This is a genomic window from Roseateles sp. NT4 (assembly GCF_051857475.1).
GTDB lineage: Bacteria > Pseudomonadota > Gammaproteobacteria > Burkholderiales > Burkholderiaceae_C > Pelomonas.
This window is the reverse complement of the sequence record NZ_JBPZGZ010000003.1, coordinates 306,344-332,697: the sequence shown is the minus strand read 5'-3', so window position 1 is coordinate 332,697 and position 26,354 is coordinate 306,344. Positions and strand designations below refer to the sequence as shown.

The following is a 26,354-nucleotide window of genomic DNA, read 5'->3' as shown; positions in this document are numbered from 1 at the left end:
TCTGTCCCCAACTGACTTGTTACTCGACGCGGATCCACGTCTGCGTGCGGTAGAAGGGGCCGATATAGCCGCGCATCTCCAGTTTCTTGCCACCGTCCACCGGCTTCAAGCGGGTGCGGTAGGTCTTGCCGTTATTGGGGTCCAGGACTTCGCCGCCGCCCCAGATGCCATCGCCCTCGGCCTTCACGCCGCGGATGATCTGCAGGCCGACGATGGGCTTGTCCTTGCGGTCGTCCGAGCACTTGTCGCACTTGGCGTCGACCGGGTCCTTGGGGTCCAGCAGCTTGTCGATATTGCCCACGATGGTGCCCCCCTGTTCGTTGATGCGGACCAGCGACTTCGCGGTTTTGCCGTCGTCGTCAATGGTCTTCCACAGGCCCACGGGTGAAGTCTGCGCGAACGCAAACGCGGGCAACAGCAGGGCAGCAGCGAACAGGAATTTCATCGGGGGCATCCTTGTCGTCGAGCAGTGTCGAAAGCGGGGGTCAGAACAGGGCTTCTTCCATTTCCATCAGCGGCGCCAGGCCCGCACGGCAGGTGCGGATCAGGCTGGCCGTCTCAGGCAGCAGCTTGGCGAAGTAGAAGCGGGCCGTGGCCAGCTTGGCCGTGTAGAACGGGTCGCCGCTGTCCTTCTTGGCCAGGGCGATCTTGGCGGCCTGGGCGAAGAAGAAGGCGAAGGTCATGTGGCCGACGACGCGCAGGTAGTCCACGGCCGCCGCGCCGACTTCGTCGGGGTTGCCGAAGGCCTTCATGCCGATTTCCTGCGTGAGCTTGTTGACCTTGTCGCCGAGGTCGGCGAGCGGGTTCACGAACTCCTGCATGGCTTCGTTGGTGCCTTCCTCTTCGATGAAGGCGGCGATCTTCTTGCCGAACTTCTTCAGCGTGGCGCCGTTGTTGCCCAGCACCTTGCGGCCCAGCAGGTCCAGCGACTGGATGGTGTTGGTGCCTTCATAGATCATGTTGATGCGCGCATCGCGCACGAACTGCTCCACGCCCGTCTCATGGATGAAGCCGTGGCCGCCGAAGACCTGCATGCAGTGCGAGGTGGCGAGCCAGCCGTTGTCGGTGATGAAGGCCTTGATGATGGGCGTCAGCAGCGCGACTTCAGCGTCGGCTTCCTTGCGCTCGTCCTCGTCGTCGCTCTTCAGCGCCTTGTCGAGTTGCAGCACGGTGTAGCCCTGCAGCATGCGGCCGCCTTCGGCGAAGGCACGGGCCGTCAGCAGCATCTTGCGCACGTCGGGGTGGACGATGATGGGGTCGGCCGGCTGGTCGGGCGACTTGGGGCCGCTCAGGGCACGCATCTGGATGCGGTCCTTGGCATAGGCCACGGCGTTCTGGTAGGCCACTTCGGTCAGGCCCAGGGACTGGTTGCCCACGCCCAGGCGGGCGGCGTTCATCATGACGAACATGGCGGCCAGGCCCTTGTTGGGCTGGCCCACCATGGTGCCGACAGCGCCTTCCAGCGTGATCTGGGCGGTGGAATTGCCGTGGATGCCCATCTTGTGCTCCAGGCCGGTGCAGAAGACGGGGTTGCGCGAGCCGAGCGAGCCGTCGGCGTTCACGTTGAACTTGGGCACGACGAACAACGAGATGCCCTTGCTGCCCTGCGGCGCGTCCGGCAGGCGGGCCAGCACCAGGTGGACGATGTTGTCCGCCATGTCGTGCTCGCCGGCCGAGATGAAGATCTTGGAGCCGGTGATCTTGTAGCTGCCGTCGGCCTGCGGTTCAGCCTTGCTGCGCAGCATGCCGAGGTCGGTGCCGCAGTGGGGCTCGGTCAGGCACATGGTGCCGGTCCACTCGCCGCTGGTCAGCTTGGGCAGGTACAGGGCCTGCTGCTCGGGCGTGCCATGGGCGTGGAGGGCCTCGTAGGCGCCGTGCGACAGGCCGGGGTACATGGTCCAGGCCTGGTTGGCCGAGTTCATCATCTCGTAGAAGAACTGGTTCACCAGATGCGGCAGGCCCTGGCCGCCGAACTGCGGGTCGCAGCTCAGTGCCGGCCAGCCGCCTTCGACGTACTGCTTGTAGGCTTCCTTGAAGCCCTTGGGCGGCTTGACCTCGTGCGTGGTCTTGTCCAGCACGCAGCCTTCGGCGTCGCCGCTCAGGTTGATGGGGGCGATGACTTCGGCGGCGAACTTGCCACCTTCCTCGAGCACCGCGTTGATCGTGTCGGCGTCGATGTCGGCATGAGCCGGCAACATCTTCAGCTCGTCGACGACGTTCAACAGCTCGTGCATGACGAACTGCATGTCACGCATGGGCGGGGTGTACTGGGGCATCGGGTACTCCTGGAACGGTCAGTGGGTCAAGAAAAGGGGTCAGCGCTTGGTGGCGCTGGTCTTGGGGGCCTTGCGGCTCTGCTCGATGTCGAGGCCGGCCGGCGTGGCGTAGAACTGGATGGTTCGGTCGAAACCGAGGCCGGCGCGAGCCAGCGCCCCGGGGATGCGCATGAAGCGCGCGTCGTGGTGCAGGGACAGGATGAGGCCGTGCAGCTCGAAGCAGATCTGCTCGACGTCGGCATCGGCCTTCAGATGGCCTTCGCTGATGGACAGCTGGATGGCCTTCTGCAGCGCCGCATGCCAGGCCTTGACCATGGCGACCAGCGCGTCGCGCACGGGGCCGGGCCGGTCGTCGAATTCGACGGCGCCGCTGATGTAGATGCAGCCGGAGTCCACTTCGACCGACACGCGGCGCACCCAGCGCTCGAACATGGCGCGCAGGCGCGGCAGGCCGCGCGGCTCGCGGATGGCGGTAAAGAAGACTTCTTCCTCGAACTTGGCGTGATACTCGGTCACGACCGCAATCTGCAATTCCTCGCGCGAGCCGAAGTGGGCGAAGACGCCCGACTTGCTCATCTGCGTCACATCGGCGAGGGCGCCGATGGACAGGCCTTCCAGGCCCATGTGCGAGGCCAGGCCAAGAGCGGCCTCGAGGATGGCGGCGCGGGTCTGCTGGCCCTTCTGCAGCGAGCGCGCAACGCGGGCCGGCTTCGCAACGCGCAGCGGGGCGGTTTTCTTGGGCGGCAGGGGCAGCGTGCTCACGGACAGACCAGGCAGGAATAAAACGAACGATCGTTCTATTTTGCAGGTCGCTTCCGTGACAACGCCAGCCTTGCGCCCCCAAATCCTAGGGTGATGTGCCTAATACTGCCACCAACCTAGGGAACACCCGGAGTCGCGGGCTGTCATGGCAGCAAGCTTGAGCGCCGGGTCGCTTCTGAAGTAGTCTCCGGCAGGAGGTTGACTTCTGTGGATGTGCTCCAACTCGATGTCTCCGGCCGGCCCCAGGCCTGGATCACCACCCGCGAAGCGGCCGTGATCTACGCCTGCGACGGCGTCGCCTGGACGCTGGGCGACCCCTGCCAGGTGCTGCGTGGGGGCTGGCAGCGCATCTCCGGGCGCCAGTCGCGTATCGAGGTCCACCCCATCATCGCCGTGCGGGGGGCCGTCCCCAGCCGGGCCTGGCGCCAGGCGCCGGCGCTGACCAACAGCAAGCTGTTCGTGCGCGACCGCTTCGTCTGCGCCTACTGCGGCCACCACTGCCTGCCCGAAGACCTGACGCGCGAGCACATCCACCCGACATCCCGCGGCGGCTACGACAGCTGGATGAACTGCATCACCGCCTGCCGCCCCTGCAACGGCCGCAAGGGCAACCGCCTGCCGGAGGAGGCCCACATGAGCCTGCTCTACCTGCCCTATGTCCCCAGCCTGCACGAGGACATGATCCTGCGCGGCCGCCGCATCCTGGCCGACCAGATGGAATTCCTGCTCGCCAGCGTGCCGCGCAGCTCACGCCTGCATGGCTGATGCCCGTTGACCGTCAACGGTAAAGAGTTGTAGTCGAGGGCATCGAGCCGTCAACGGCAGGACAATTGCCGGCGTTGGGCTGCCGTATCGCCCAAGGAGTACTCGAATGTCCAAGCTCATGACTTCCCTCACCCTGGCTGCCGCGGTTGCGCTGTCGGCCTGCTCGACGACCAGCCCCGACGTCGTCCAGCGTGGTGACGCGCAGCGCCTGTCCCAGATCCAGGACGCCACCGTGCTGTCCACCCGCCCCGTGACCGTCGACGGCACGCAGAGCGGCATCGGCGGCGCGGCGGGCGGCGTGACCGGCGCCATCGCCGGCTCCTCCGTCGGTGGTCGCCGCGAGGGCGCCGTCGTCGGCGTCATCGGTGCCGTGGCCGGCGCCGTCATCGGCAACGCCATCGAGCGCTCCGCCACCAAGGAAGATGCCCAGGAAATCATCGTCCAGTTGCGCAATGGCGAGCGTCGCGCCATCGTCCAGGCCAAGGGCGCCGAAGCCTTCAACAGCGGCGACCCCGTCGTCCTCGTGACGACCGGCGGCAAGACCCGCGTGCAACGCGCTCCGGCTGTCCAACCGGCCCCGGCCGCCAGCAACGGCTGACACGCCACTCGGCGACAGACAATGGCGGGCTTCTGAAGCCCGCCATTTTTCATGTCTGATACCGACAACGAACCCCTGTATGAAGCGCGCCTGTGGCGCGACAACGGCTGGACCGCACAGGTCATCAAGAACGAAGACGACGAAGGCTGGGCCGTCGCCATGTTCAAAGCCGGCGAAAGTGAACCGGCCCTGGTCGGCCCCTGGACCATGGGGCGCGACAAGAAGAACCCCAAGCCCCTGGACGTCAATGCCTTCAACACCCTCGTGAAGACGGCCTCCGAAGTCATCCGCCGCCACGAGCAGCAGCTGCACGCCCAGCTTAACAAGGCCCTCTACGTGGCCCGCGACGGCAACTGGCTGAAGATCTCGCTGGAGATCGTGCCCGCGGAAGACGACCCCTACGCCTGGCTGCGCGCGCATGACGGCGCCGGCGAGCAAATGGCCCAGGTCAAGGTGGGCGCCGGCTTCCGGCTCAGCCAGTCCGCCGCGGAAAACTGGGTGGACAACGGCTTCGAACGCCCCGCCGGAAGGGACTGACTCCATGTCCGGATGCGGCCAGACCCCAGCGGGCTGGTTGCGAAGAATGGCGTCCATCCCTACCAGGAGCACGCCATGTCCTTCCGCATCACCGGGCTGTCCGCCCAACCCTTCGCCCACCTTTTCGGCCTCAGTGACGCCGAGCTCGCCCGCCACGGCGCCCTGCGCCTGATGACGGCCGAGGGCGACCGCCATCCCGACCGCGTCGAATTGCGCCTGGCCCGCCCCGGCGAGGCCGTCCTGCTCGTCAACCACGAGCACCAGGGCGCCGACACGCCCTACCGCTCCCGTCACGCCATCTTTGTGCGCGAGCATGCCGAGGCCACGTTCGACGCCGTCGGCCCACTGCCGATGATGTTGCGCAGCCTGATGTCGCTGCGCGCCTTCGACGCCGACGGCATGATGGTCGACGCCGACATCGCCGAGGGCGACGCCGTCGAAGGCCTGATCGAGCGCCTGCTGGCCCAACCCGAAGTCGACTACGTGCATGCCCACTACGCGCGGCGAGGCTGCTATGCGGCCTTGATCCGGCGCGCCTGATCCCCCGCGGCTTGGGGGCGCCTCCCAGGTTCATGGGACATGGCCTGGAGCGGCGGCAGTTAGATTTCGCCGGACGCTCACCCAAAGGCCCAAAAAATGATGACCAAGACCCGTCTGTCCCTGCTCGCCGCCACCGCCCTGCTGGGCGCTGCCCCTGCCTGGGCCGCGACGCTCTACACGCTGCCCGCAGCGACGGGCGCCCTGGCCACGTCCACGGCCGTGACGGCTGACTTCTCGGCCGGCGCGGGCGCCGGCCTCATCGACTTCACGCTCGCCGGCTACGCCACGCTGGACGGCGACAACTTCTACGTCGACATCCTGCACGTGACGCTGAACGGCCATGAAGTCTTCAGCGGCACCTGGGACCTCGGCGGTGGCGGCGCCAACCGCGTGCTCTTCAATCCCAATGGCGCGACGGTCGGCCCGGTTGCCAACCAGCAGCTGACCATCAGCCTCCCCGTCACCCTGGCGGCCGGCACCAACCACCTCGTCTTCAGCTACGAGAGCCCGACCAGCTTCGAGGGCAGCGGCCGCGCCGGCTTCCAGGATCTCGGCGACGAGGGCTGGGGCCTGAAGGCCGCGGCTGTCACCGGTGCGGTGCCCGAACCCACCAGCGGCGCCCTGCTGCTGGCCGGCCTCGGCCTGACCGGCTGGCTGGCCAAGCGCCGTCGCGGCTAAGCCAGGTCCACGACGGCCAGCGCGGCCTCGTCGCGCGGCAGGGTCTGGACGAGGCGGCCATCCGGCGCGATGACGACGCCCGCGCCGAAGCCGCGCACGCCCGGCTCGTTCAGCGACTCGGGCCAGTTGCTTTGCAGCACCGTGGCGCCCAGCCCGCGCGCCAGGGCTGCGGCCCCGTCGCGATAGGCCTGGCAAAGCCCGGCATCGGCATCGCTGATGTAGCTGGGCCAGAAGATCACGCGCGGCCGCGCATCGTCCGGCACGACGCTCAGCTCGGGCAACAGCGCGTCGCCATCCAGCGTCTCGCGGCACAGCACCGACGTGGCGAGCACGCTGCCAATCGGCAGCCAACCCCGCGCCGCGCCGCGAGTGAAGAAGGTCTCCTCGCTGTCGGTCAGGCCGCGCTTGTGCACGCGGCCCAGCTCATGGCCCGTGGCATCGATGTAGAGGTGGCTGTTGAAGACAACACCCCCCCCCGCCCAGCGTCGGCACGCCGAAGACGGTCGCGATGCCCAGCCGCGCACAAGCCGCGCGGATCTGCGCTTCGGCGTCGGCCAGGGCCTGAGCCTCCAGCAGCTGCGGCATGCGGCGATGGAATCCCGTCAGCGCCAGCTCCGTGCAGACGCAGCCCTCGGCACCTGCCGCCGCGGCGGCCTCCAGTGCACCCAGGATCTCGCGCAGGTTGCCCTGCAGCGTCCAGTGCATGCGCGGCTGGGCAATCGCCCAGCGTGGCACGACCGTCAAGCCGCGATCTCGAACGTCAGGCCGGCGCGCTCCTGCAGGCGGCGCACCAGGGCCAAGCCCATGGCCGCGCCCGGCGTCCAGACGCCACCCGGCGTGGCATCACGGTTCACGTCCTGCACCAGGCACAGGGCCGTCTCGCTGATCAGTTTGCACGTCGAGCCATAGCCGGGGTCGCGATCGCCCTTGACGACGGCGCGCAGCAACTCGCCGCGGGCCGACTTGCCAGTGAACCAGCATTCGTAGTGGCCGGCCTCGCGCGCCGCCTTGTCCGGCCCCTCGCCAGGCTTGGCCAGCACGAAGCGGCGCAGCAGGGCCCGCGTCGGCGTGAAGCCCAGGGCCAGGTTCTGCAGCTTGTTGAAGCGGGCCAGCGCGACCGCCTTCTTGCGGCCCTTGTCGGCCTGGCCGGGCTTGCCGGTCAGCAGCTTCTCGCTGTAGATGAAATCGGTGCCCCAGGGATGGCCACGCAGCGCATTGCTGCGATGCACGTTCTTGGTGTTGATGGTGGCCATGAAGAAGGGGCCGCTCCAGCGATCGGCCCAGTCGTCGAAGTCCGCCCCCTGGCCGCCGGGCTGGCGCGGCCCCTTGAAGCCGGGCGTCAGCGCAAACGGGTTGGCCATGACCTTGATGAGACCGGGCTCCCGACGCACCGCCTCGATGGTCTCCATCATGCTGGCCAGGGTGCCGCCGGAGGCCGTGCCCTTGACGCGCGCGACGCGGCCGCGCACCTCCGGCAGCGGGGCGCCGAAGCGCTTCTGCGCCTCGGCCTGCAGATAGACAACGCCGAGGTCGAAGGGGATGGAGTCGAAGCCGCAGGAGAAGACGATGCGCGCGCCGCTCTTTTGCGCCGCCGGCGTCAGCTTGTCGATCATGCGTGCCATCCACAGTGGCTCGCCGCAGAGGTCGACATAGTCTGTGCCGCCTGCGGCGCAGGCCGTGGCCAGAGGTTCGCCATGCAACTGGTAGGGACCGACCGTCGTGATGACGCACCGCGCTCGCGCCACCAGCGCCTTCAGCGCCGCCGCATCGCTCGCATCGGCCTTCAGCAGCGCGACGGAGGCCGGCAGATGCAGCTCGTCGCGCACCTGGCCGAGCTTGTCGAGATTGCGCCCCGCGATCGCCCAGCGCGCGCCGCCGGCGCCGCTGAGGTGCAGGTACTCGGCGACGAGCCGGCCGGTGAAGCCGGTCGCGCCGAAGACGATCAGGTCGAATTCCCTCTTGTTGTCGCTCACTCGCTCTTGCCCTTCATCGCCATCCACTCGCTGCGCAGCAGCGACAGCGAATGGCAGTCCACATACTCGCCGCCGACAAAGACGACGCCGCGCTGGATGCCCTCGTGCGTGAAGCCGCACTTCTCGGCCACGCGCCGCGACGCATGGTTGTGCACCGACATGCCGCAGGACAGCCGGTTCACCGGCCAGTTCTCGAACAGATAGTCCACCAGCAAGGCGGCCGCCTCGCTGGCCAGCCCCTGGCCTCGCATTGCGACGTCGGCCAGGGTCCAGCCGATCTCGCGCGCCGTCGTGTAGCGGGCCGCGTTGAAGTGCACCACGTCACCGATGACGCTGCCGTCGTGCAGGTGACAGATCAGCAGGCGCTCGGCGTCCTCGTTGGCGAAGCCGTTGTCTTTCCAGCGCTGGTCCACCGCATGCGGCGTCATCATGCGCGAGCCCAGATAGGGGCCTCGCACCTGCGGATCGCCCACCGCACGCTTGAGCCAGGGCAGGTCGTCCTCGGTCACGTAGCGCAAGCCGACGCGTTCGCCTCTCAACATGGATCGGGTCCTCTCCAAACAAAAAAGCCCGGCCGAGGCCAGGCTGCGGGGCATTGTGAATCACCTGAAATACGGCCGTTCGTGGTCGAACAGCAGGCGCTTGGCCAGCTGCCGCCAGGCCGGCGGCGTGCGGTCGCCCAGGCGCACCGTGGCCATGGCATAGGCCTGGCCGCGCAGTTCCGCCGACAGGCCGCGCAGATGCTGCTCGGCCGCGCCAAGGGCCACCGGATTGCGCAGCGCCGCCTGGAAGGCCCGCAGCCGGCTCAGCTCGTCGGCATCCAGGCCCGGCAAGCCGCCGGGGGGCAGCGCCAGCGTCGGCCAGCCTTCGCGCTCGGCCAGGGCGGCGGCCACCCAATAGGACTGGGCGTTCAGCCCCTGGTCGTCGGGCAGGGCACGGGCACGGCCGCGCAGTTCCGCCGAGGCGCCATCGGAGGCGGCAGCCAGGCGCAGCAGATAGGCACCCGGCGGCCCGTCGACCGCGATGGCGCGGTCGGGCTGGCCGGCCGCCAACAGCTCGAAGGCCTGCGGCTGCGAGACCACCGAGCCCGCGCGGACCTGCATGCCGAAGGCTTCCTGCAGGCGGCTGGGCGGCCCGATGCGCTCGGCGCTGGCGTCCAGCGGCTTCTCGCCCAGCAGACGCCGCATGCGGTTGGACTCGATGCTGGCGAAAGGCGCCAGCGCCGGCTCGGTGCGCGCGAGCTCGAAGTCGCGCAACGCGACGCGCCAGTTCGCCGCACCGGCCTCGGCCCAGGCCGCGCCGTAAGCCAGCCACGCATGCGTCGGGAAGCGCGCCAGCCCGGCCTGCATGGCCGCGCCACCCGCGCCGAGGCGTGGCAGGCAGCGCGCGGCCAGGTAGACGGCATCGCCGGTGGCATCAGGCGCCGCGGCGGCGGCACTCAGGCGTGGACACAGGGCCTGACGTTCGTCGGGCGGCATGGTGTCGAAGCGCTCCCGCTGCAGGTCGATGCTGGACGGCTCACGGGCCAGGGCCGCGGCCAGCAGCTTGTCGTGAGCCGGCTGGCCGCGCAGCTGCGACAACCAGCCCACGCGCACCGGCGAACCGCGCTGATCCCAGCGCAGATGGACATCGGCCAGGCGCTCGGCGGCGGCGGCTTCGTCCTTCAGCAGGCCGAGCTGCAGCCCCGGCGCCGCATCGGCCCCGCTGTACAGCACACGGCGCAGCTCGGTTCGTCCCTGCTTGACGGAGACGCTGTGCGGTGGGTCCTCGAAGAAGATGTCGGCATTGCTGGTGGACCAGCGCGGCGCGCCCAGCATGCGCGGCGGCACGGCACCGTTGTCGACGCCATAGCTGTAGGTCAGCTCGACCAGGGGCGCGGCGCCGGCGATGTTGTAGAGCGGGCTGCCCGCGCCATGCTCCAGCGCCACCTCGAAGTTCTCGATGACCGCGCCCTCCTCCGTCTCGGCCTTGACGGCCAGATGGTCGCTGGGCCCGCGGCTGACCGCCGCATGGCCATAGGCCGGCACCGTGACCGTGCCATGGTCGCCCAGCGTCACACGCACCGGCCGGTCCAGGCCATTGAGAACCTGCACCGTGACATCGCCATAGCCGCCGCCAAAGCCCAGCACGCCGGCCACGATGCCGCCCGCCACGGCGACACGCGCCGCGGTGGCCGTCGGGCCCTGGGCGGCGAGAAAGCGCGCCCACAGGCTGGGACGCAGATCGCGCGGGCGCTCGGCGCCGTCCAGCAGCGTCGCGTAGCTGCGCGGCGTGGCAGGCAAGGCGCTGCCGTCGTCGGGTTGCCGGCTGGCCACGCGGGCCTCGGTCGCCAGCAATTCGCCCAGCACCGCGGCCCGCAGCTGGCCGAGGGCCCGCTCGGCCGCATTCATCCAGCCGTCGATGACACCCAGCCAGTCGCCCAGGTTGGCAATTTCGGGCGGGCCGAGCTTCAGCTCGCCCAGGGCCGCGGCCCAGCTGTCGAGCTTGAGCCGCGCCCGCGTGGCCTCGTCCAGCACGACATCGGGCGCCTCGGCATGGACCTGGCGCAGCGCGTGATAGAGGGTCGCCGCGGCATCCAGCACACGCTGGCGGCCCGCATCGCTGACGCGACCGGTGGACTCGACGCGCACGGTGTGCGCCGCCAGGCCGCGCAGGTCGCGCAGATTGGCTGTCGTGTGCTCGGCGTAATGCAGCTGGGCCAGCAAGGCCCGCAACCGCGCCTCACTGCCATCACCCTGCACGCGGGCCAGCGCAAGATGGGCGGCGCGGGCAGCCTGGTCGTGGCGGCGCAGCTTGGCGAGCAACTCGGCGTGTTCCTTGGGCTCCTTGTCGGCGTCGATGCGGCGCCAGCGCCGCACGGCCTCGCCCAGGCTGGCCGGATAGAGGGCAGCCAGGCGCTGGATGCCCTCAGCGGCGCCGGGCAGATCGCCGACGAGCTGGCCGGGTTCGGCCACATGGCGGGTCAGCGCACGGCCCAGGTAGGCACCGCGATAGCGCGGCTGCAGCAGCTCGCCGCCGAAGTGGTCGTCCAGGGCGGCCTGCACGGCGGCCTCGTCCAGTGTCTGGACAGACTCTGGCGTGTCCAGCAAGCGACTCGTGACCTGGCGGCGCAACTTGTCAGCCTGCTCGAACAGCGTCCAGGCACTGCGCTCGTCGACGTCGCTGGCCTGGTAGGCCGCCTTGGCGCGGGCCTCGCGCTCGTGATTCATCGGATGGGTGCGCCACATCAGCGGCACGGCGCTGTCGGCAGCGTCGAACAGGCGGGCCGACCCGCCCTGGGACGGGGGCACGCGGCCATAGGCCTGGTCGTCCAGCATGCGGCCGGTGCGCTCAGCCACACCGGATTGCAGCGCGAACAGGTCGGCGACCCACTGCTCCTTGCCGCGCAGCTCGCCGGCCAGGTCGGCGGCACGGTCCCAGTCCATGTCGGCCGTCTGCAGTTTGTAGAGGGCGTGGATGAGGGCGTCGCTGCCGGTCAGCGCCACGGCCACCGCGTCGGCGCCGTATTCCATCTCGCGGCCCAGGCTGCGCTGCAGCAGCTGAACCCCGGTGAAGACGCTGTCGACCAGGCTGCGGATGGCCCAGACGATGAGGCTGAGCACCCAGCCCACCCAGGCAATGCGGAAGTCGAAGCGGCTCAGGCTCTGCAGGAAGCTGTCCAGCATGTCGCGCTGGGCGACCAGCCGCGCCGCGATCTGCTGGGCCACATAGACCCAGCGGCCCACCGCCATGGCGCGCTGCGCGAAGTGGCCGAACTCGTGCGCGAGCACGGCGCGCAGCTCGCTGCGGTTCAGCACATTGACCAGGCCCAGGCCGATCTCGAGGTTCTTCTTGGTCGGCCACAGCAGGTTCAGTGGCGACAGGTCGTAGAACACCGCCGCGTTGACGCGGGCCGACACCAGCACGCGGTGCGGCCGCGGAGCGCCGACGGCGTCCGCAATCGCATTCAGCTCGACGAAGAGGGTGGGCTGGTCGCTGGACTGGATCTCGACGCTGTGGTCTTCATCGCGACGCTGGCGGAAGAACAGCGCCTTCAGCATGAAGACGGACAGCAGGGCCGCGCACAGCGCCACCAGAAATGCCCAGAAGCCGTCGTTGCGTCCGGCCATGGCGCTCTGGGCCAGCCGCCAGGCCGTCAGCGCAAACCAGCCGGCCAGGCCGAAATAGGCGGCGAGAAAGCCGACCAGTGAGGCGACCGCCAGCCAGGCGCGCAGTTTGTAGCTGCTTGGCGTGGGCGCAAGCACGACGGCCGGCAGCGCGCCGGCGGATGGGGGTTGTTGCAAGAAGTACTCCCTTCAGCGCCGGGGCTCTGCGGCCCCTGGCCCCTGCCAACTTAGAAGTGGATGCCTCGCATCATCTGCTGCAGCGCGATGGCTTCCGGCGACAGTCCGCCGCCCTTGCTCTTGTCACCCTTGGCCGCGTCGCTGTCCGGGAACATGCGGAAGGTCGTGTTCATGACGATCTGCGCGATGCGCGGCGCCGCGGCATGCAGCATCTCGCCCGAGATGCCCAGGCGGGTGGCGATGCGCACCGGCTTGTTGATGCAGGCCTCGGCGATCATGTCGCCAGCCTCTTCGGGCGACAGCGTCGGCACGTTGTTGTAGATCTTGGTGGGCGCGATCATGGGCGTGCGCACCAGCGGCATGTTGATGGTCGTGAACGTGATGCCGGTGTCGGCGAACTCGCTCGACGCGCAGCGCGTCCAGGCATCCAGCGCGGCCTTGGAAGCCACATAGGCGCTGAAGCGCGGCGCGTTGGTCAGCACGCCGATGGAGCTGATGTTGACGATGTGGCCCTTGCGCTTGGCCTGCATGCCGGGCAGCAGGCCCATGGTGACGCGCAGGCAGCCGAAGTAGTTCAGGTCCATGGTCCGCTGGAAATCGTGGAAGCGGTCGTAGCTGGACTCGATGGCGCGGCGGATGGAGCGGCCGGCGTTGTTGATGAGGAAGTCGACGCCACCGAAGTTGGTGGTGCACCACTCGATCAGGTCGGCGCAACCGGCCTCGTCGGCGATGTCGCAGGCGAAGGCATGGATCTGGGCCTGCTTGCCGGCCTTCTCCTTGATCTCCTTGACGGCCTCATCCAGCTTGGCCTGGTCGCGCGCGCAGATCAGCGTGATGGCACCGGCCTCCGCGAACTTGATGGCCGCGGCCAAGCCGATGCCCGAGGAGCCCCCGGTGACGAGCACGACCTTACCGCCGGTCGCGCCCTTCAGCGAGCGGTCGATGAACAGGGCCGGGTCGAGATGACGCTCCCAGTAGTCCCACAGCCGCCAGGCGTAGTCGTTCAGGTCGGGGCAGGCGATGCCCGAACCCTTCAGTGCCGCCTCGGTGTCGCGGCAGTCGAAGCGGGTCGGGTAGTTGATGAAGGTGAACATGTCCTCGGGCAGACCGAGGTCCTTCATGACCGCATTGCGGATGCGGCGCACCGGCGCCAGCGCCATCAGGCCCTTCTTGACGCTCTTGGGGATGAAGCCCATCAACGCGGCGTTGATGAAGAGGTTCATCTTGGGCGCGTGGGCGGCCTTGCTGAAGATGTCCAGCACGTCGCCGACGCGGTAGCCCTTGGGGTCGACGAGGTGGTAGCAGCCGTGGCCCTTGCTGACCTTGTGCGAGATGTGGTCCAGCGCATCGACGACGAAGTCCACCGGCACGATGTTCATGCGGCCGCCTTCCAGGCCGATGCTGGGCATCCACGGCGGCAGGATCTGGCGCATGCGCTGGATTAGCTTGAACACGTAGTAGGGACCGTCGATCTTGTCCATCTCGCCGGTCTTGGAGTCGCCGACGACCATGGCGGGGCGGTACACCGTCCAGGGGCGCTTGCACTCCTTGCGCACGAGCTTCTCGCTCTCGTGCTTGGTCATGAAATAGGGGTGATCGAGGTTCTCGGCCTCGTCGAACATGTCCTCGCGGAACACGCCTTCATACAGGCCCGCCGCCGCGATGGAGCTCACATGGTGCACATGCCCGGCGTCGATGGCCTGGGCGAACTCCACCATGCTGCGGGTGCCCTCGATGTTGACGGCGACCTGCGACTCCACGTCGGCCTCCAGGTCGTAGACGGCGGCGAGGTGGTAGAGGTGGTCGATCTGGCCCTTGAGGCTCTTGATGACGTCGCTGGCGACGCCGAGCTTCTTGCCGGTCAGGTCGCCGTAGACGGGAATCGCGCGGGTCTTGCTGGCGCCCCAGTACTCGAGCAGGTCGGGCAGCTTGCCGGCGCTCTCTTCGCGCATCAGGAAGTAGACCGTGCTGCCGCGACGCGCCAGCAGCTTCTTGACGAGCCGCTTGCCGATGAAGCCGGTGGCGCCAGTGACGAAATACTGCATGTGGGTCTCCTGCTTGTGGATTTGGACGGGTATCGCACTGATTCTTGACCAGGGTTTACAGAGCCCCGCTGGGCACTTTCCCCAGGGGCCATCGTAGAGCGCACTCACTAGGAATGGCCGTGCTGGAGCAGAAGGTGGCCGCTACAGTGCCCGTCGGCAATTCGCAAACTCGCAAGGACACCCCACCATGGTCAAGAAGCTCCAGAAGATGGCTGACAAGAAGAAGGCCTCGGCCGCCACCGGCTTCCCGGCTGGCCTGCTCGACGGCGATGTGGCCAAGAACGTCAAGGACAGCGCCCAGCAGATCTGGGCCGCCGGTCTCGCCTCCTTCGCCAAGGCCCAGGGCGAAGGCTCCAAGGTCTTCGAGGCCCTCGTCTCGGAAGGACTGAAATTGCAGAAGAAGACCCAATCCGCCGCTGAGGAAAAGCTCAGCGCCGTGGCCACCAAGGTCAGCGGCATGGCCGGTGATGTCGGTGCCAAGGCCGGCCAGCACTGGGACAAGCTGGAAAGCATCTTCGAACAGCGCGTCGCTAAGGCGCTCAAGACCCTGAACGTGCCCTCCGCCGGTGACGTGCAGAGCCTGATCAAGCGCATCGACGACCTGGCCGTGTCGGCCGGCCTGAAGAAGGCTGCCCCCGCCAAGGCGGCCAAGAAGGCCGTCGTCAAGAAGGCTGCCGCCGTGAAGAAGGCCGTCGCCAAGAAGGCCCCTGCTGCCAAGAAGGCTGTTGCCAAGGCCGCTGCGCCCGTGAAGGCCGCCGTCAAGACCGTCGCCAAGAAGGCTGCTCCGGCTGCCAAGAAGGCTGCTGCTCCCAAGGCTCCCGCCGCCAAGAAGGCCGCCCCGGCCAAGCGCGCGCCGGCCAAGAAGGCCGCCGCTCCCGCAGCCGCCCCGGCCGCCGAGCAAGCCGCTCAAGCCTAAGCACCGCTAACCCTCTCCGACCATGAGCCAACCTGAGGGACCGAAGGGCCGCTCCCGAGGTCCCTCACCCCCCTCGGGGGGCCTGGCGCGAAGCGCCAGGTTCGGGGGCCGGCCGCGCATCGGTTTGGCCTTGGCGGGCGGAGGCCCACTGGGCGCCATCTATGAAGTTGGCGCCCTTTGTGCTTTGGAGGAGGCCGTCGGCGGCCTCGACTTCACCGCCTGCGACGGCTATATCGGCGTCAGCGCGGGTGGCTTCATCGCCGCCGGCCTGGCCAACGGCATGACGCCGCGCCAGCTCTGCGCCGCCTTCATCGAAAACACCGCCGAGGCACCCGACCGCTTCGACCCCGCCGAACTGCTGCAGCCGGCCTGGGCCGAATTCGGCGAGCGCCTGCGCCTGCTGCCCGGCCTGCTGGCCGACGCCGCCCGGGAGGTGCTGCTGGAAGGCCGCTCCGTGCTCGGCGCCATCGAGCGCCTGGGCCGCGTGCTGCCCACCGGCCTGCTGAGCAGCGAGCGCTTCGGCGAGGCCCTGACCCAGGTCTTCGCCCTGCCCGGCCGCACCAACGACTTCCGCGAACTGCGCCACCGCCTGGTGCTGGTCGCCACCGACCTGGACAGCGGCGACGCCATCCCCTTCGGCACCGAGGGCTGGGACCATGTGCCCATCTCCCAGGCCGTGCAGGCCAGCGCCGCCCTGCCCGGCCTGTTCCCGCCGGTCGAGATCGACGGGCGCCATTACGTCGACGGCGCACTGAAGAAGACGCTGCACGCCTCGGTGCTGCTGGACCGCGGCCTGGACCTGCTGATCTGCCTGAACCCCCTGGTGCCCTACGAGAGCAACCGCATGTCGCCCCGCGACGCGCGCTCGCGCCGCGCGAAAAAGCTGGCCAGCAAGCTCGGCCGACCGGCCATCAAGGCCCTGCAGCCGCGCATCCACCGCCTGGTGGACGGCGGCCTGCCGCTGGTGCTGTCGCAAACCTTCCGCTCCCTGATCCACTCGCGCCTGGCGCTGGGCCTGAAGGGCTATGAGCTGACGCATCCGCAGACCGACATCGTGCTGTTCGAGCCCGATCCGCGCGACGCCGAGCTTTTCATGGCCAACACCTTCAGCTACCGCCAGCGCCGCCATCTGGCCGAGCACGCCTACCAGGCCACGCGCGAGCTGCTGCGCGAACGCGCCACTGTGCTCAAGCCGCAGTTCGAACGTGCCGGCCTGACGCTGCGCGAGGACGTGCTGGCCAACCGTGAGGCCCGCTTGCTGCCCGCGCCGCAGGAGACGCGCATCGAGCAGGCACTGCGCGAATTGCGCGGCTCCCTGACCGTGCTGGAAGCCCGGGTGCGTTAGGCCTCGTCCTCGACCTCTTCCAGGGTCTGCAACTCGACGAGACGGCGGTACAGGCCGCCCTCGATGGCCATCAGCGCCTCGTGCCGGCCGCGCTCCTGCAGATGGCCGTGGTTGAGCACCAGGATCTGGTCGGCTGCGCGGATGGTGGACAGGCGGTGGGCAATCGCCACCACCGTCACGCGGCCATGCAGGGCCGTCAGCGCCTGGCCGACCAGCTGCTCGGTGGCGCTGTCGATATTGCTGGTGGCCTCGTCCAGGAAGAGGATGCGCGGCGCACCGGCCAGGGCGCGCGCCATGGCCAGCAGCTGCTTCTGGCCCGTCGAAACGCGCGCCCCACCCTCGCCGAGCCGGGTGTCATAGCCCTGGGGAAGCGCCGTGATGAAGTCATGCGCGCGGGCGGCCTGGGCTGCATCCTGAATGTCTTCCTCGCTGATGCCTGGCCGGCCCATGGCGATGTTGTCGCGCACGCTGGCCGACATCAGATAGGGCTCCTGCGGCACCAGGCCGACGGCATCGCGAAAGGCCGCATCGGGCACTGAAGCGAGCGCCTGGCCGTCCACCGTGATGCGACCCTGCTGAGCCGTGTAGAAGCGCAGCAGCAGGGACAGCAGCGTGCTCTTGCCGCTGCCGGTGTGGCCCACGATGCCGACAAAGCTGCCGGCCGGAATGTCCACGTCCACGCCATGCAGCACCGGCCGCGCCGGGTCGTAGCCGAACGTCAGCCCCTCGATGCGGATGCTGCCCTGGGCGATGTCGCGGCCATCCTGGACCGGGCCGCGATGCTCGTCCTCTTCCAGCAGCGTACGCACGCGCGACGCCGCCACCATGGCCTGCTGCAGCTGGCCGAACTGCATGGTGATCTGGATCAGCGGCTCCACCACCCGGGCGATATAGCTGAGAAAGGCGTAGAGCAGCCCGACCTCCAGCCCCGACAGCTCGCGCCGGCCGAAGCTGTAGATGACGGTCACGAGCAGCAACACGTTCATCAGGTCCAGGGCCGGGCGCAGCAGCCAGGCGTTGGCACGCAGCTCGGCGATGCGCGAGAGGCGATGCTCGGCATTCGTCGTCTCGAAGCGCTGACCGAAGCGGCCCGCGGCACCGCTGGCCTGCAGCACCGCCATGCCGGCCATGCTCTCGGCCATCTGGGCATTGATGTCGCTGCGCAGTTGCCGCGTGCGCGCGACGGCCGGCGCCGACAGCTTCTGGTAGCCCTTGATGATGAGGACCATGGCCGGCACCAGGGTCGCGACGATGAGCATCAGCCGCCAATCCAGGAAGGCCATGGCCACCAGGGAGCCGATCACGACGATGGTCGAGTCCAGCATCACATACAGCACCTGGCGGTAGAGCTGGTTGACCGCCTCGGTGTCGTTGGTGACACGGCTGACGAGCTGGCCGGTGATGGCCTTGTCGAAGAAAGCCATGGGCAGGGCCAGCACATGGGCGTAGACACGCTCGCGCAGGCGCAGCACCGAACGCCGCGCCACCCCGGCCATGCGCGATAGCTGGGCATAGCGGATCCAGCTCGCCGCCCAGCCCGTCAACATCATCAGCGCCAGCAGCGTCGCCATCTCCATCACGTCGAACTGGCGCGGCAGCAGGTGGTGGTCGATATAGCGCTTGCCGAGGATGGGGGCGAGCACTTCGAGACCCGCTGCAACAACCAACCAGACGCCGCCTTGGATCAGATGGCTTCGCTCGGGCCGCGCCGCATCCAGCAGCAGGCCGACGCTCTTCCAAGGCTTCTCCAGCTTCTTCTCAGGCGGCTTCAAGGCTGGCCTCGATCTGTTGATAGCGCCATTGCGAGGCATACCAGCCGTTCAGCGCCAGCAGTTGCTCGTGAGTGCCGCGTTCGATGACATGGCCCTGCTTCAGCACGATGACCTCGTCGGCATGCATGACGGCCGACAACCGGTGGGCGATGACGATGACGCTACGGTCCGGCCGCGCGGCGCGCAACTCGCGCAGATGGTCGAGGATGGCCGTCTCGGTGCCGGTGTCGACGGCCGACAGCGCATCGTCCAGCACCAGCAGCGGCGCGTCGCTCAGCAGCGCCCGCGCGATGGCGACGCGCTGGCGCTGGCCGCCTGACAGCGTCACGCCGCGCTCGCCGACCTCGGTCGCATAGCCCTCGGGCAGGCGGGCAATGTCCTCGTGCACCGCCGCCAGCCGTGCGGCCGCTTCGACCTCCTCGCGGCTGGCGCCGGGGCGTGCCAGCGCGATGTTGTCGGCCACCGAGGCCGAGAACAGGAAGGGCTCCTGCGGCACCCAGGCGATATGCCCTCGCAGGCTGGCCAGCGGCAGCTCGGGCAGGGCAACACCGCCCAGCGTCATGCGCCCGGCCTGGGGCTCGGCCTGGCGCAGCAGCAGGCGCACCAGCGTCGACTTGCCTGCGCCGGTGGCGCCGACGATGCCCAGGGTGCGGCCGGGCGTCAGCGTCAGGTCCACGCCTTCCAGCGCCGGCCGCTTGGCGCCCGGGAAGCTGAAGGTCAGGCCCTCGGCGCGCAGTTCCGCACGAGGGGGCAACGCGGCATTACCGCGGTCGGCCAGCGTCAGCGGTGCCTCCAGCACCGGCGCCAGGCGCTTCCAGGCCGCGCGGCCGCGCTCCAGCAGGGCCAGCACCCAGCCCGCCGCGAACATCGGCCAGATCAGCTGGCCGAGGTACATCGTGAAAGCCGTCAGCTGGCCGATGCTGATTTCCAGGCGCGCCACCAGCCAGCCGCCCATGGCCAGGGCAATCGCCGTCGCGGCGCTCAGCGTCATGCCGACGGCCGGCTCGTAGGCGGCCTCCCAGCGCTGGGAGCGAAAGCTCGCCTCGGCCGCGCGCTCGGCCAGCTCGCTGAACTGCTGCTCGCTGCGCGACACCAAGCCCAGGGCACGCACGGTGCGCACGCCGGACAGGCTTTCCTGCACCTGCTGGTTGAGGTCGCCAAAGCGGGTCAGCGAGTCCTGTGCCGCCTGATGCAGGTGGTTGGAGATCCACCAGAAGGCCAGCGCCATCGCCGGAAAGGGCAACAACGCGGCGAGACCCAGGCGCCAGTCGATGCCCAGCGTCATCATGGCCAGCACCAGGACCAGGGTCTGGGTGCCGTCAAAGCCCGCCAGCATGGCTTCGCCGGCGGCCTGCTCGACGGTGTCGATGTCGTTGGTGGCCAGAGCCATCAGGTCGCCGGTGCGCTGGGACTGGAAGTAGGCCGGACCTTGCAGTGACAGGCGCCCGTACAGCCGCGTGCGCAGCCGGGCGCCGAGGTGGAAAGCGGCCTTGAACAGCGTCAGCCGCCAGCCCACGCGCAGCAGGTAGATGGCGAGGCCGGCCACGACGAGCAGGCCGAGTTGCTGCAACAGCGCCCTGCCCTGCAGATGGCCGGCGACGAGGGCATCGACGACATGGCCGACCTGGCGCGGGATCCACACCGTCATCGCCGCGATGCAGCTCAGCATGGCGCCAGCGGCCGCGTAAGCGCGCCAGTGCTCGCGCACGAAGGCGGCGAGCATGCGGGACAGGCTGGAGGACGAAGGAGGGGAGGAAGCGGACATCGGGAGAGGCGAGTGTCGCCGGGCCGGCGAGCGCCGAAGTTCTAGGGCGCGAGCTCAGGCCGGTCGCGCGGCACCAGCGCCAGGTAGTCGCTCAGCGGGCCGCCGGCCAGCGGCTTGCACATGACGCGCAGTTCGTTGACCTGATTGCCGATCTGATAGCCGCTGCGGACCCGCGTCTCGACATAGCCCAGCGAGGCCCAGAAGCGCTCGGCGCGCGCGTTGCCGATCACCACGCCCAGCCGCAGCCAGCGGGCGCCCGATTGGCGCGCCCAGGCTTCCAGGCTGTCGTACAGGCGCCGCGCATCGCCCGAGCCGTGGCGCGCGGTCTCGACGATGAAGGTGCTGACGTTCCAGACCGACGGAGCAAAGATGTCGGCGACGAAGTTGGCCAGCGCGGCGATCTCCCCGTCGGCGCGGACATAGCCGATGACCCATTTCTTCGTGTGAGGAATGCCCTCCGGCAACGCCTCCTCGATCTCTTCGCGCGCGTCATCGGGCCGGGCGGGCTCTCCCTGCACGGCGAGGAAGTAGGCCGGGTTGGCCGCAAAGAAGCGCTGCAGCGCCGGCACATGCGCCGACGTCAGCTCGATGGCGACGAGATCGGCGATGGGCGATGCGGGCGGCCCGGATGTCATGCCTGGCTCTGCCAGTAGATGTCTTCGCGAATCTCCACGACCGCGCAGCCCTCGACCAGCTCGAACTCCAGATAACCCGCGTGCTCGGAGAACACGGCGGCCTGGCTGGCCAACGGCCTGACGACGACGAAGGCCGCGTTGATCTTGTGCGTGCAACCGAAGGGGTAGCGCACCTCGACAAAGCGCTCCGGGCTGAAGTCGTAAGCGCTCAAGCCGCGCTCCAGCAACTCGGCCTCGGGCCGGCCGACCTTCAGCGACACCTCGGCGACCCAGTCGCGCAGGACTTCCTTCCAGGGCCGCAAGGGCTTCAAGGTCATCTCGGGACTCATGCGCTTCTCTCCATCCTTGTCAGCGATTGGCAGGCAGCACGGAGTGTCGCCGGAGCACGGACTCACCGGGCTTGATCCAGCACCGCATTGATGAAGCGGGCTTTCTCGTCGCGATAGCGATCGTGGCCCAGTGCCATCGACTCGCGCTTGATCTGGTTGTACTGCTCGACCAGCTCGGGACTGATGCGCAACGCATCGCGAAAGCGCATGAAGAACTCGAACCGCGAGCCCGCCGCCACGACTTGCAAAGCCAAGTCCAGGTCGGTCCTCGGTGAGACCAGCATGCAAAGCTCCGGCGTGCGAAAAGTATCGGGCTTGATGCCATAGCCCGCCGCCTCCAGCATCTCGACCACGCTGGCGTGGCTGGCAGCGGAAACCACGACGCAGATGTCCAGATCGCCCTTGGAAATGGCGCCGGGGATGGAGGAGGCACCGACATGCTCGACACGGGCTTGCGGCAGCAGCGCATGAAGCTCCCGTGCTACCGCGTCGAAGGCGGCATGGGCGTCAGCCTGGTACTGATCCGGGTCGAGCAGTTTCATGGCGACGTCGGCCGCATCGGAAGCAGCCTGAGGCCCGCCCAGGTCAGCAACCCGTTCAACAGCAGCAACTCCAACCCGATCTGATACCCACCCCAGGGCTGACCGAAATCAAGCACCGCACACAACAACGGCGCGGCGACGCAGACACCGATCAACACGCGGGCCGACACCGCCCGCGGCGTGAACATCGCAAACGCGAACAGCCCCAGCAGCGGCCCATAGGTGTAGCCCGCCAGCTTCAGGATCAGGTAGATCATGCTGGCGCTGTCCAGGGCCTTGAAGCCCAGCACCAGGAGCAGGAAAAGCACCGCAAAGCCCAGGTGCACGTGCCGGCGCGTGCGCACGTCCTCGCGCGGGATGCGCAGCAGGTCCAGGCAGGTGCTGGCCGTCAACGCCGTCAACGCACCGTCGGCACTGGGCAGCAGGGCCGACACCAGGGCCAGCACGAAGACGACCTGCACCCAGGCCGGCAGGTGCTGCATGACGACGGTGGGGAAGAGCGCGTCGCCGCTCACGGCCAGGCCATGCTCGCGGGCGTACAGCGTCAGCAGCCCACCCAGCAGCAGAAAGGCTGCGACGACGACCAGCATCAGCACGGCCAGCACGAGCATGTTCTTCTGCGCATCACGCAGCCTGGCCACCGACAGGCTTTTCTGCATCATTTCCTGGTCCAGCCCCGTCATCGCGATGGCGATGAACATGCCGGCCAGCAAGGCCTTGGCCGAGAAGTCGCGGCTCAGCGGGTCGCCGACCCAAATCCGCGACAGGCCAACGGCATCGAGCTGGCCGAAGGCATCGGCGCGCCACAGCAGCGCCGTGCAGACAACGAGGCCGGTCAGCATGCCGGCCGTCTGCAGCGTGTCGGTCCACACCAGCGCCTTCACGCCGCCCTCGACGGTGTAGAGCAGGATCATGGCCAGCACGACCGCCGCGCCCAAGGCGAAGGGCACGCCCAGGGGTGCGAGGACCAGCGTGTGCAGCACCTGCACGACGAGGTAGAGGCGCGCCGTCGCGCCCAGCGTGCGGCTCAGCACGAAGTAAGCCGAACCCAGGCGCTGGGCCGCCGGCCCGAGACGCTCGCCGAGCAAGCCGTAGATGGAAGCGAGCTTGAGCCGGTGATAGGCGGGCAGCAGCACGAGGGCGATGACGGCATAGCCCACCACCTGGCCCAGCGCGATCTGCAGATACGTGAAGCCATTCGCTGCCACCGAACCCGGCACGCTGATGAAAGTGACGCCGGACAGCGACGTCCCGATCATTCCGAAGGCAACGACCGGCCAGGGACTTTCCCTGCCCCCCACATAGAAACCCTCAGCCCCGGAACCGTGCGAGACGCACCTCGCCAGCACCAAAAGGCCAGCGAAATAGGTGAGAACCCCGAGCAAAAGCAGTGCAGGCGACATGGGCCGGGATGATGCCCGAGACACCCCCCTTGAATGCGGTGGATCAAATCGTCACGAAGGATCAATAGCATGCGCCCCGTTTTGGGCAATTTTTACTAACCCGTCATGCAACTGAAAACCCTGGTGTCCCTTCTCGCGGCGGCGTTTGCTGCCCCCGCCGTGCTGGCCTCGACCAGCGGTGTCGTCATCAGCCAGGTGTACGGGGCGGGCGGCAACGCCAACGCCGTGCTGGCGCGCGACTACATCGAGCTGTTCAACGCCGGCTCGACGCCGGTGACGATCGGCGGCTGGTCGGTGCAATACGCGTCGGCCACCGGCACCAGCTGGACCAACAAGACCCTCATCCCGGCGGGCACGGTGCTGCAGCCGGGCCGCTACTACCTGATCGGCGAGGCCTCCGGCGGCGCCAACGGTGCGGCCCTGCCCACGACCGACCTCGACGGCAGCATCAACCTCAGCGGCTCGGCCGGCAAGGTCGCCCTGGTGACCAATGGCACGACGCTGCCCGCCGTCGCCGCGCCGACCGGCGTCGAAGACATCCTCTCCTTCGGTGCTGCAACGCCCGTCGAGGGCAGCCCCGCTGCTGGGCTGTCGGCATCGACCGCCGCGCTGCGCGCTGCCGGTGGCTGCACCGACACCAACAACAACGCCGCCGACTTCACGACCGGCGCGCCCTCGCCGCGCAACAGCGCCACGGCGGCAGTCAGCTGTGGCGCCCCCATCAACCAGCCCATCGTGCCGAGCTGCCCGGACGGCGCCACCGCCTCCGGCACGGCCGGCAGCTTCAACGTGTCGGCCACCGACGCCGACAGCCGCGTCAACGCGGCCAGCAAGGTCGAGGCGCCGACGCCCTGGCCTGCCGGCATCACGCTGGGCAGCTTTGTGCCCGCCGGCGCCGCTGGCGACACGGCCACCCAGGCCATCAATATCGCGGGCAACGTGCCGGCCGGCAGCTACACGCTCAACCTCAAGTGGGACAACGATCAGGCGCAGACGGCCAGCTGCACGTTCAAGGTCAGCGTCACCGGCATCACGGCCATCTACAACATCCAGGGCAATGGTGCGCAGAGCCCCCTGCTCGGCCAGGCCGTGACCACCACCGGCGTGGTCACCAAGCTGACCAACAACGGCTTCTTCCTGCAGGACCCGCTCGGTGACGGCAACCCGGCGACGTCGGACGGCATCTTCGTCTTCACCAGCGTGGCGCCGACGGTGTCCGTTGGCCAGGCCCTCCAGCTGTCCGCCACCGTGGCCGAGTTCAACCCCGGCAGCGCCGCCAACCCCAGCACGTCCACGCGTCCGATGACGCAACTCACCGGCCCGACCAGCATCGTGGTGCAAAGCAGCGGCAACGCCATCGCCCCGGTGGAAGTCGATCTCGCAACGCTGCCGACCAATGGCCTGGAGGCCTTCGAGGGCATGCTGGTCACGCTGCGTGGCCCGTTGACCGTGCAGCAGAACGCCTTCCTGGGCCAATATGGCCAGCTGACCATTGCCGCCGGCCCGCGCCTGAACACGCCCACCAATGTGCTGCGCCCCGGCCCTGACGCGCTGGCCCTGCAGGCCGACAACCAGCGCCGCACCATCCTGCTGGACGACGGCACCAGCCGCCAGAACGTCAACCCGACGCCCTACATTGGCCAGGACAACACCGTCCGCGCCGGCGACACCATCGACTCGGTCACTGGCGTCATCGACTTCGGCCTGGCCACGTCCAGCACCAGCGGCTTCGGTCTGTACCGCATCCAGCCGACGATCGACCCGAGCTTCGCGCGCACCAACCCGCGCACGGCCACGCCCCAGGTCAGCGGCGGCAATGTGCGCATCGCCAGCGCCAACGTGCTGAACTTCTTCACCACCTTCACCGACGGCACCAACTACCTCGGCCAGACCGGCCAGGGCTGCTCGCTGGGCGGCTCGGTGTCCAAGTCCAACTGCCGCGGCGCCGACAACTTCACCGAATTCCAGCGCCAGCGCGCCAAGACGGTGGCCAACCTCTCCGGCCTGAACGCCGACGTCGTCGGCCTGATGGAGATCCAGAACAACGGCGACACCACGGTGCAGCACCTGGTCGACCTGCTCAACGCCCAGCTCGGCGCCGGCACCTATGCCGTCGTGCCGCAACCCGCCCAGGGCTCGAGCGACGATGCCATCCGCGTCGCGATGATCTACAAGCCGGGCAAGCTCACGCTCAACGGCGCGTCCATCTCCGACCCGGCCCCGATCAACAACCGCGCGCCCTTCGCCCAGGCCTTCACGACGCCCAACGGCGCCAAGTTCGCCGTCATCGTCAACCACCTGAAGAGCAAGGGCTCGTGCCCGGGCGCCAACAGCCCCGATGCCGACGACGGCCTGCAGGGCTGCTGGAACGCGACCCGCGTGCAGCAGGCCGTGCAGCTCAAGAGCTTCCTGACCCAGGTGCAGGGCACGACCGGTGCGCAGGACGTGGTGCTGCTGGGTGACTTCAACTCCCACGGCCAGGAAGACCCGATCGACACGCTGACCAACAGCGGCGCCATCGTCGACGCGGTGGCCCACTTCGACCCGACCGACTGGAGCTACATCTTCGACGGCACCTCGGGTCGCCTGGACCACGGTCTCGTCACGGCCGGTCTGCTGTCCAAGGTGGTGTATGCGACCTCGTGGCACATCAACGCCGACGAGCCCATCGTGCTGGACTACAACACCGAGTTCAAGGTCTTCGGCGCCAACACGACCGGCAGCCCCGACTACTACACGCCCACGGCCTACCGTTCGTCTGACCATGATCCCATGGTCATGGGCCTGAACCTGGTCAAGAACATCACCGGCGGTGCGGGCAATGACACTCTCGTGGGCACCGACGGTGATGACATCATCGAAGGCGGCCTGGGCCGCGACACGATGACCGGCAAGGGTGGCAAGAACCAGTTCGTCTACCGCACCGGCGCCGATGGCCTGGACACCATCACCGACTTCAAGCCCGGCCAGGACACCTTGGTGTTCACCGACATGCTGAAGAACGTGGGCATCACCAGCGCCGACCCGCTCGCCAGCGGCCACGTCACCTGCACCAACCAGGCCGACGGCGCCCTGATCGGCTACGACCCTGACGGCCCGACCGGCTCCGCCGCCTCGCGCCCGGTGGTCAAGCTCAAGAGCGTCCTCTGCAGCGCCATCAACGCCACCTCGTTCAAGTTCTGAAAGGCCA

The 26,354-nt window shown here is 68.5% G+C and carries 23 protein-coding genes; 8 read left to right on the top strand and 15 right to left on the bottom strand.

Annotated features, from left to right (window positions below; all coding sequences use genetic code 11):
* Positions 1 to 19: 19 nt before the first annotated feature.
* Genes ACS5PN_RS20405 through ACS5PN_RS20395 form a run of 3 tightly spaced genes read right to left on the bottom strand, consistent with a single transcriptional unit; the run spans position 20 to position 3,029 of the window.
* On the bottom strand, positions 20 to 445 hold the full coding sequence (locus ACS5PN_RS20405; RefSeq protein WP_439465849.1) for a DUF2147 domain-containing protein: 426 nt from the start codon (positions 443 to 445) through the stop codon (positions 20 to 22).
* 40 nt (positions 446 to 485) lie between these two features.
* Positions 486 to 2,276 carry an acyl-CoA dehydrogenase C-terminal domain-containing protein gene (locus ACS5PN_RS20400; protein WP_439465848.1) on the bottom strand — a complete coding sequence of 597 codons (1,791 nt, stop codon included), beginning with the start codon at positions 2,274 to 2,276 and terminating at the stop codon, positions 486 to 488.
* Positions 2,277 to 2,315: 39 nt separating this feature from the next.
* Complete coding sequence (locus ACS5PN_RS20395; RefSeq protein ID WP_439466382.1) at positions 2,316 to 3,029, bottom strand: TetR/AcrR family transcriptional regulator; 714 nt, start codon at positions 3,027 to 3,029, stop codon at positions 2,316 to 2,318.
* 216 nt (positions 3,030 to 3,245) lie between these two features.
* On the opposite strand from ACS5PN_RS20395, the gene ACS5PN_RS20390 reads away from it, so the two are divergent.
* The 5 genes from ACS5PN_RS20390 (at position 3,246) to ACS5PN_RS20370 (ending at position 6,156) form a co-directional block, all read left to right on the top strand.
* Entirely contained in the window at positions 3,246 to 3,803 is a 558-nt protein-coding gene (locus ACS5PN_RS20390; protein WP_439465847.1) for an HNH endonuclease, read from the top strand.
* A 118-nt stretch (positions 3,804 to 3,921) separates the two neighbouring features.
* Entirely contained in the window at positions 3,922 to 4,401 is a 480-nt protein-coding gene (locus tag ACS5PN_RS20385; RefSeq protein WP_439465846.1) for a glycine zipper domain-containing protein, read from the top strand.
* A gap of 51 nt (positions 4,402 to 4,452) precedes the next feature.
* A complete protein-coding gene (locus ACS5PN_RS20380; protein ID WP_439465845.1) occupies positions 4,453 to 4,938 on the top strand; it encodes a hypothetical protein in 486 nt (161 codons plus the stop codon).
* Between the two features lie 75 nt (positions 4,939 to 5,013).
* On the top strand, positions 5,014 to 5,478 hold the full coding sequence (locus ACS5PN_RS20375; RefSeq protein ID WP_439465844.1) for a DUF1203 domain-containing protein: 465 nt from the start codon (positions 5,014 to 5,016) through the stop codon (positions 5,476 to 5,478).
* 99 nt (positions 5,479 to 5,577) lie between these two features.
* Positions 5,578 to 6,156, top strand: coding sequence for a PEP-CTERM sorting domain-containing protein (locus ACS5PN_RS20370; RefSeq protein WP_439465843.1), 579 nt, complete (start codon positions 5,578 to 5,580; stop codon positions 6,154 to 6,156).
* On the opposite strand, the gene ACS5PN_RS20365 is transcribed toward ACS5PN_RS20370, so the two are convergent.
* Genes ACS5PN_RS20365 through ACS5PN_RS20340 form a run of 6 tightly spaced genes read right to left on the bottom strand, consistent with a single transcriptional unit; the run spans position 6,153 to position 14,457 of the window.
* A complete protein-coding gene (locus ACS5PN_RS20365; RefSeq protein ID WP_439465842.1) occupies positions 6,153 to 6,569 on the bottom strand; it encodes a hypothetical protein in 417 nt (138 codons plus the stop codon). The two genes, ACS5PN_RS20370 and ACS5PN_RS20365, sit on opposite strands and share 4 nt — an antisense overlap.
* Before the next feature lie 10 nt (positions 6,570 to 6,579).
* Entirely contained in the window at positions 6,580 to 6,891 is a 312-nt protein-coding gene (locus ACS5PN_RS20360) for a nitrilase-related carbon-nitrogen hydrolase (protein ID WP_439466381.1), read from the bottom strand.
* A 5-nt stretch (positions 6,892 to 6,896) separates the two neighbouring features.
* Positions 6,897 to 8,129 (bottom strand): saccharopine dehydrogenase family protein, encoded by a 1,233-nt coding sequence (locus ACS5PN_RS20355; RefSeq protein WP_439465841.1) that lies wholly within the window; start codon positions 8,127 to 8,129, stop codon positions 6,897 to 6,899.
* On the bottom strand, positions 8,126 to 8,671 hold the full coding sequence (locus tag ACS5PN_RS20350; RefSeq protein ID WP_439465840.1) for a GNAT family N-acetyltransferase: 546 nt from the start codon (positions 8,669 to 8,671) through the stop codon (positions 8,126 to 8,128). The genes ACS5PN_RS20355 and ACS5PN_RS20350 overlap by 4 nt, the downstream gene beginning before the upstream one ends.
* A gap of 60 nt (positions 8,672 to 8,731) precedes the next feature.
* Complete coding sequence (locus ACS5PN_RS20345; RefSeq protein ID WP_439465839.1) at positions 8,732 to 12,412, bottom strand: M48 family metalloprotease; 3,681 nt, start codon at positions 12,410 to 12,412, stop codon at positions 8,732 to 8,734.
* 50 nt (positions 12,413 to 12,462) lie between these two features.
* Complete coding sequence (locus ACS5PN_RS20340; protein ID WP_439465838.1) at positions 12,463 to 14,457, bottom strand: SDR family oxidoreductase; 1,995 nt, start codon at positions 14,455 to 14,457, stop codon at positions 12,463 to 12,465.
* Between the two features lie 187 nt (positions 14,458 to 14,644).
* On the opposite strand from ACS5PN_RS20340, the gene ACS5PN_RS20335 reads away from it, so the two are divergent.
* Positions 14,645 to 15,373, top strand: a complete 729-nt coding sequence (locus ACS5PN_RS20335; RefSeq protein WP_439465837.1) for a phasin family protein — start codon at positions 14,645 to 14,647, stop codon at positions 15,371 to 15,373.
* A gap of 124 nt (positions 15,374 to 15,497) precedes the next feature.
* Positions 15,498 to 16,718, top strand: coding sequence for a patatin-like phospholipase family protein (locus ACS5PN_RS20330; protein ID WP_439465836.1), 1,221 nt, complete (start codon positions 15,498 to 15,500; stop codon positions 16,716 to 16,718).
* Here ACS5PN_RS20330 and ACS5PN_RS20325 read toward each other — a convergent pair.
* The 6 genes from ACS5PN_RS20325 to ACS5PN_RS20300 form a co-directional block, all read right to left on the bottom strand.
* Complete coding sequence (locus ACS5PN_RS20325) at positions 16,715 to 18,490, bottom strand: ABC transporter ATP-binding protein (protein WP_439465835.1); 1,776 nt, start codon at positions 18,488 to 18,490, stop codon at positions 16,715 to 16,717. The two genes, ACS5PN_RS20330 and ACS5PN_RS20325, sit on opposite strands and share 4 nt — an antisense overlap.
* Positions 18,477 to 20,255 (bottom strand): ABC transporter ATP-binding protein, encoded by a 1,779-nt coding sequence (locus ACS5PN_RS20320; protein ID WP_439465834.1) that lies wholly within the window; start codon positions 20,253 to 20,255, stop codon positions 18,477 to 18,479. Before ACS5PN_RS20320 ends, ACS5PN_RS20325 begins: the two co-directional genes overlap by 14 nt.
* A gap of 41 nt (positions 20,256 to 20,296) precedes the next feature.
* On the bottom strand, positions 20,297 to 20,890 hold the full coding sequence (locus ACS5PN_RS20315; RefSeq protein WP_439465833.1) for a GNAT family N-acetyltransferase: 594 nt from the start codon (positions 20,888 to 20,890) through the stop codon (positions 20,297 to 20,299).
* A complete protein-coding gene (locus ACS5PN_RS20310) occupies positions 20,887 to 21,219 on the bottom strand; it encodes a hypothetical protein (RefSeq protein ID WP_439465832.1) in 333 nt (110 codons plus the stop codon). The genes ACS5PN_RS20315 and ACS5PN_RS20310 overlap by 4 nt, the downstream gene beginning before the upstream one ends.
* A 62-nt stretch (positions 21,220 to 21,281) precedes the next feature.
* Positions 21,282 to 21,761, bottom strand: coding sequence for a GrpB family protein (locus ACS5PN_RS20305; RefSeq protein WP_439465831.1), 480 nt, complete (start codon positions 21,759 to 21,761; stop codon positions 21,282 to 21,284).
* The gene (locus ACS5PN_RS20300; RefSeq protein ID WP_439465830.1) at positions 21,758 to 23,164 is read right to left on the bottom strand and encodes a sodium:solute symporter; all 1,407 of its coding nucleotides are present in this window, start codon (positions 23,162 to 23,164) and stop codon (positions 21,758 to 21,760) included. The genes ACS5PN_RS20305 and ACS5PN_RS20300 overlap by 4 nt, the downstream gene beginning before the upstream one ends.
* Before the next feature lie 105 nt (positions 23,165 to 23,269).
* Between ACS5PN_RS20300 and ACS5PN_RS20295 the strand changes: the two genes are divergently transcribed.
* The gene (locus tag ACS5PN_RS20295) at positions 23,270 to 26,347 is read left to right on the top strand and encodes an ExeM/NucH family extracellular endonuclease (protein WP_439465829.1); all 3,078 of its coding nucleotides are present in this window, start codon (positions 23,270 to 23,272) and stop codon (positions 26,345 to 26,347) included.
* Positions 26,348 to 26,354: the final 7 nt, after the last annotated feature.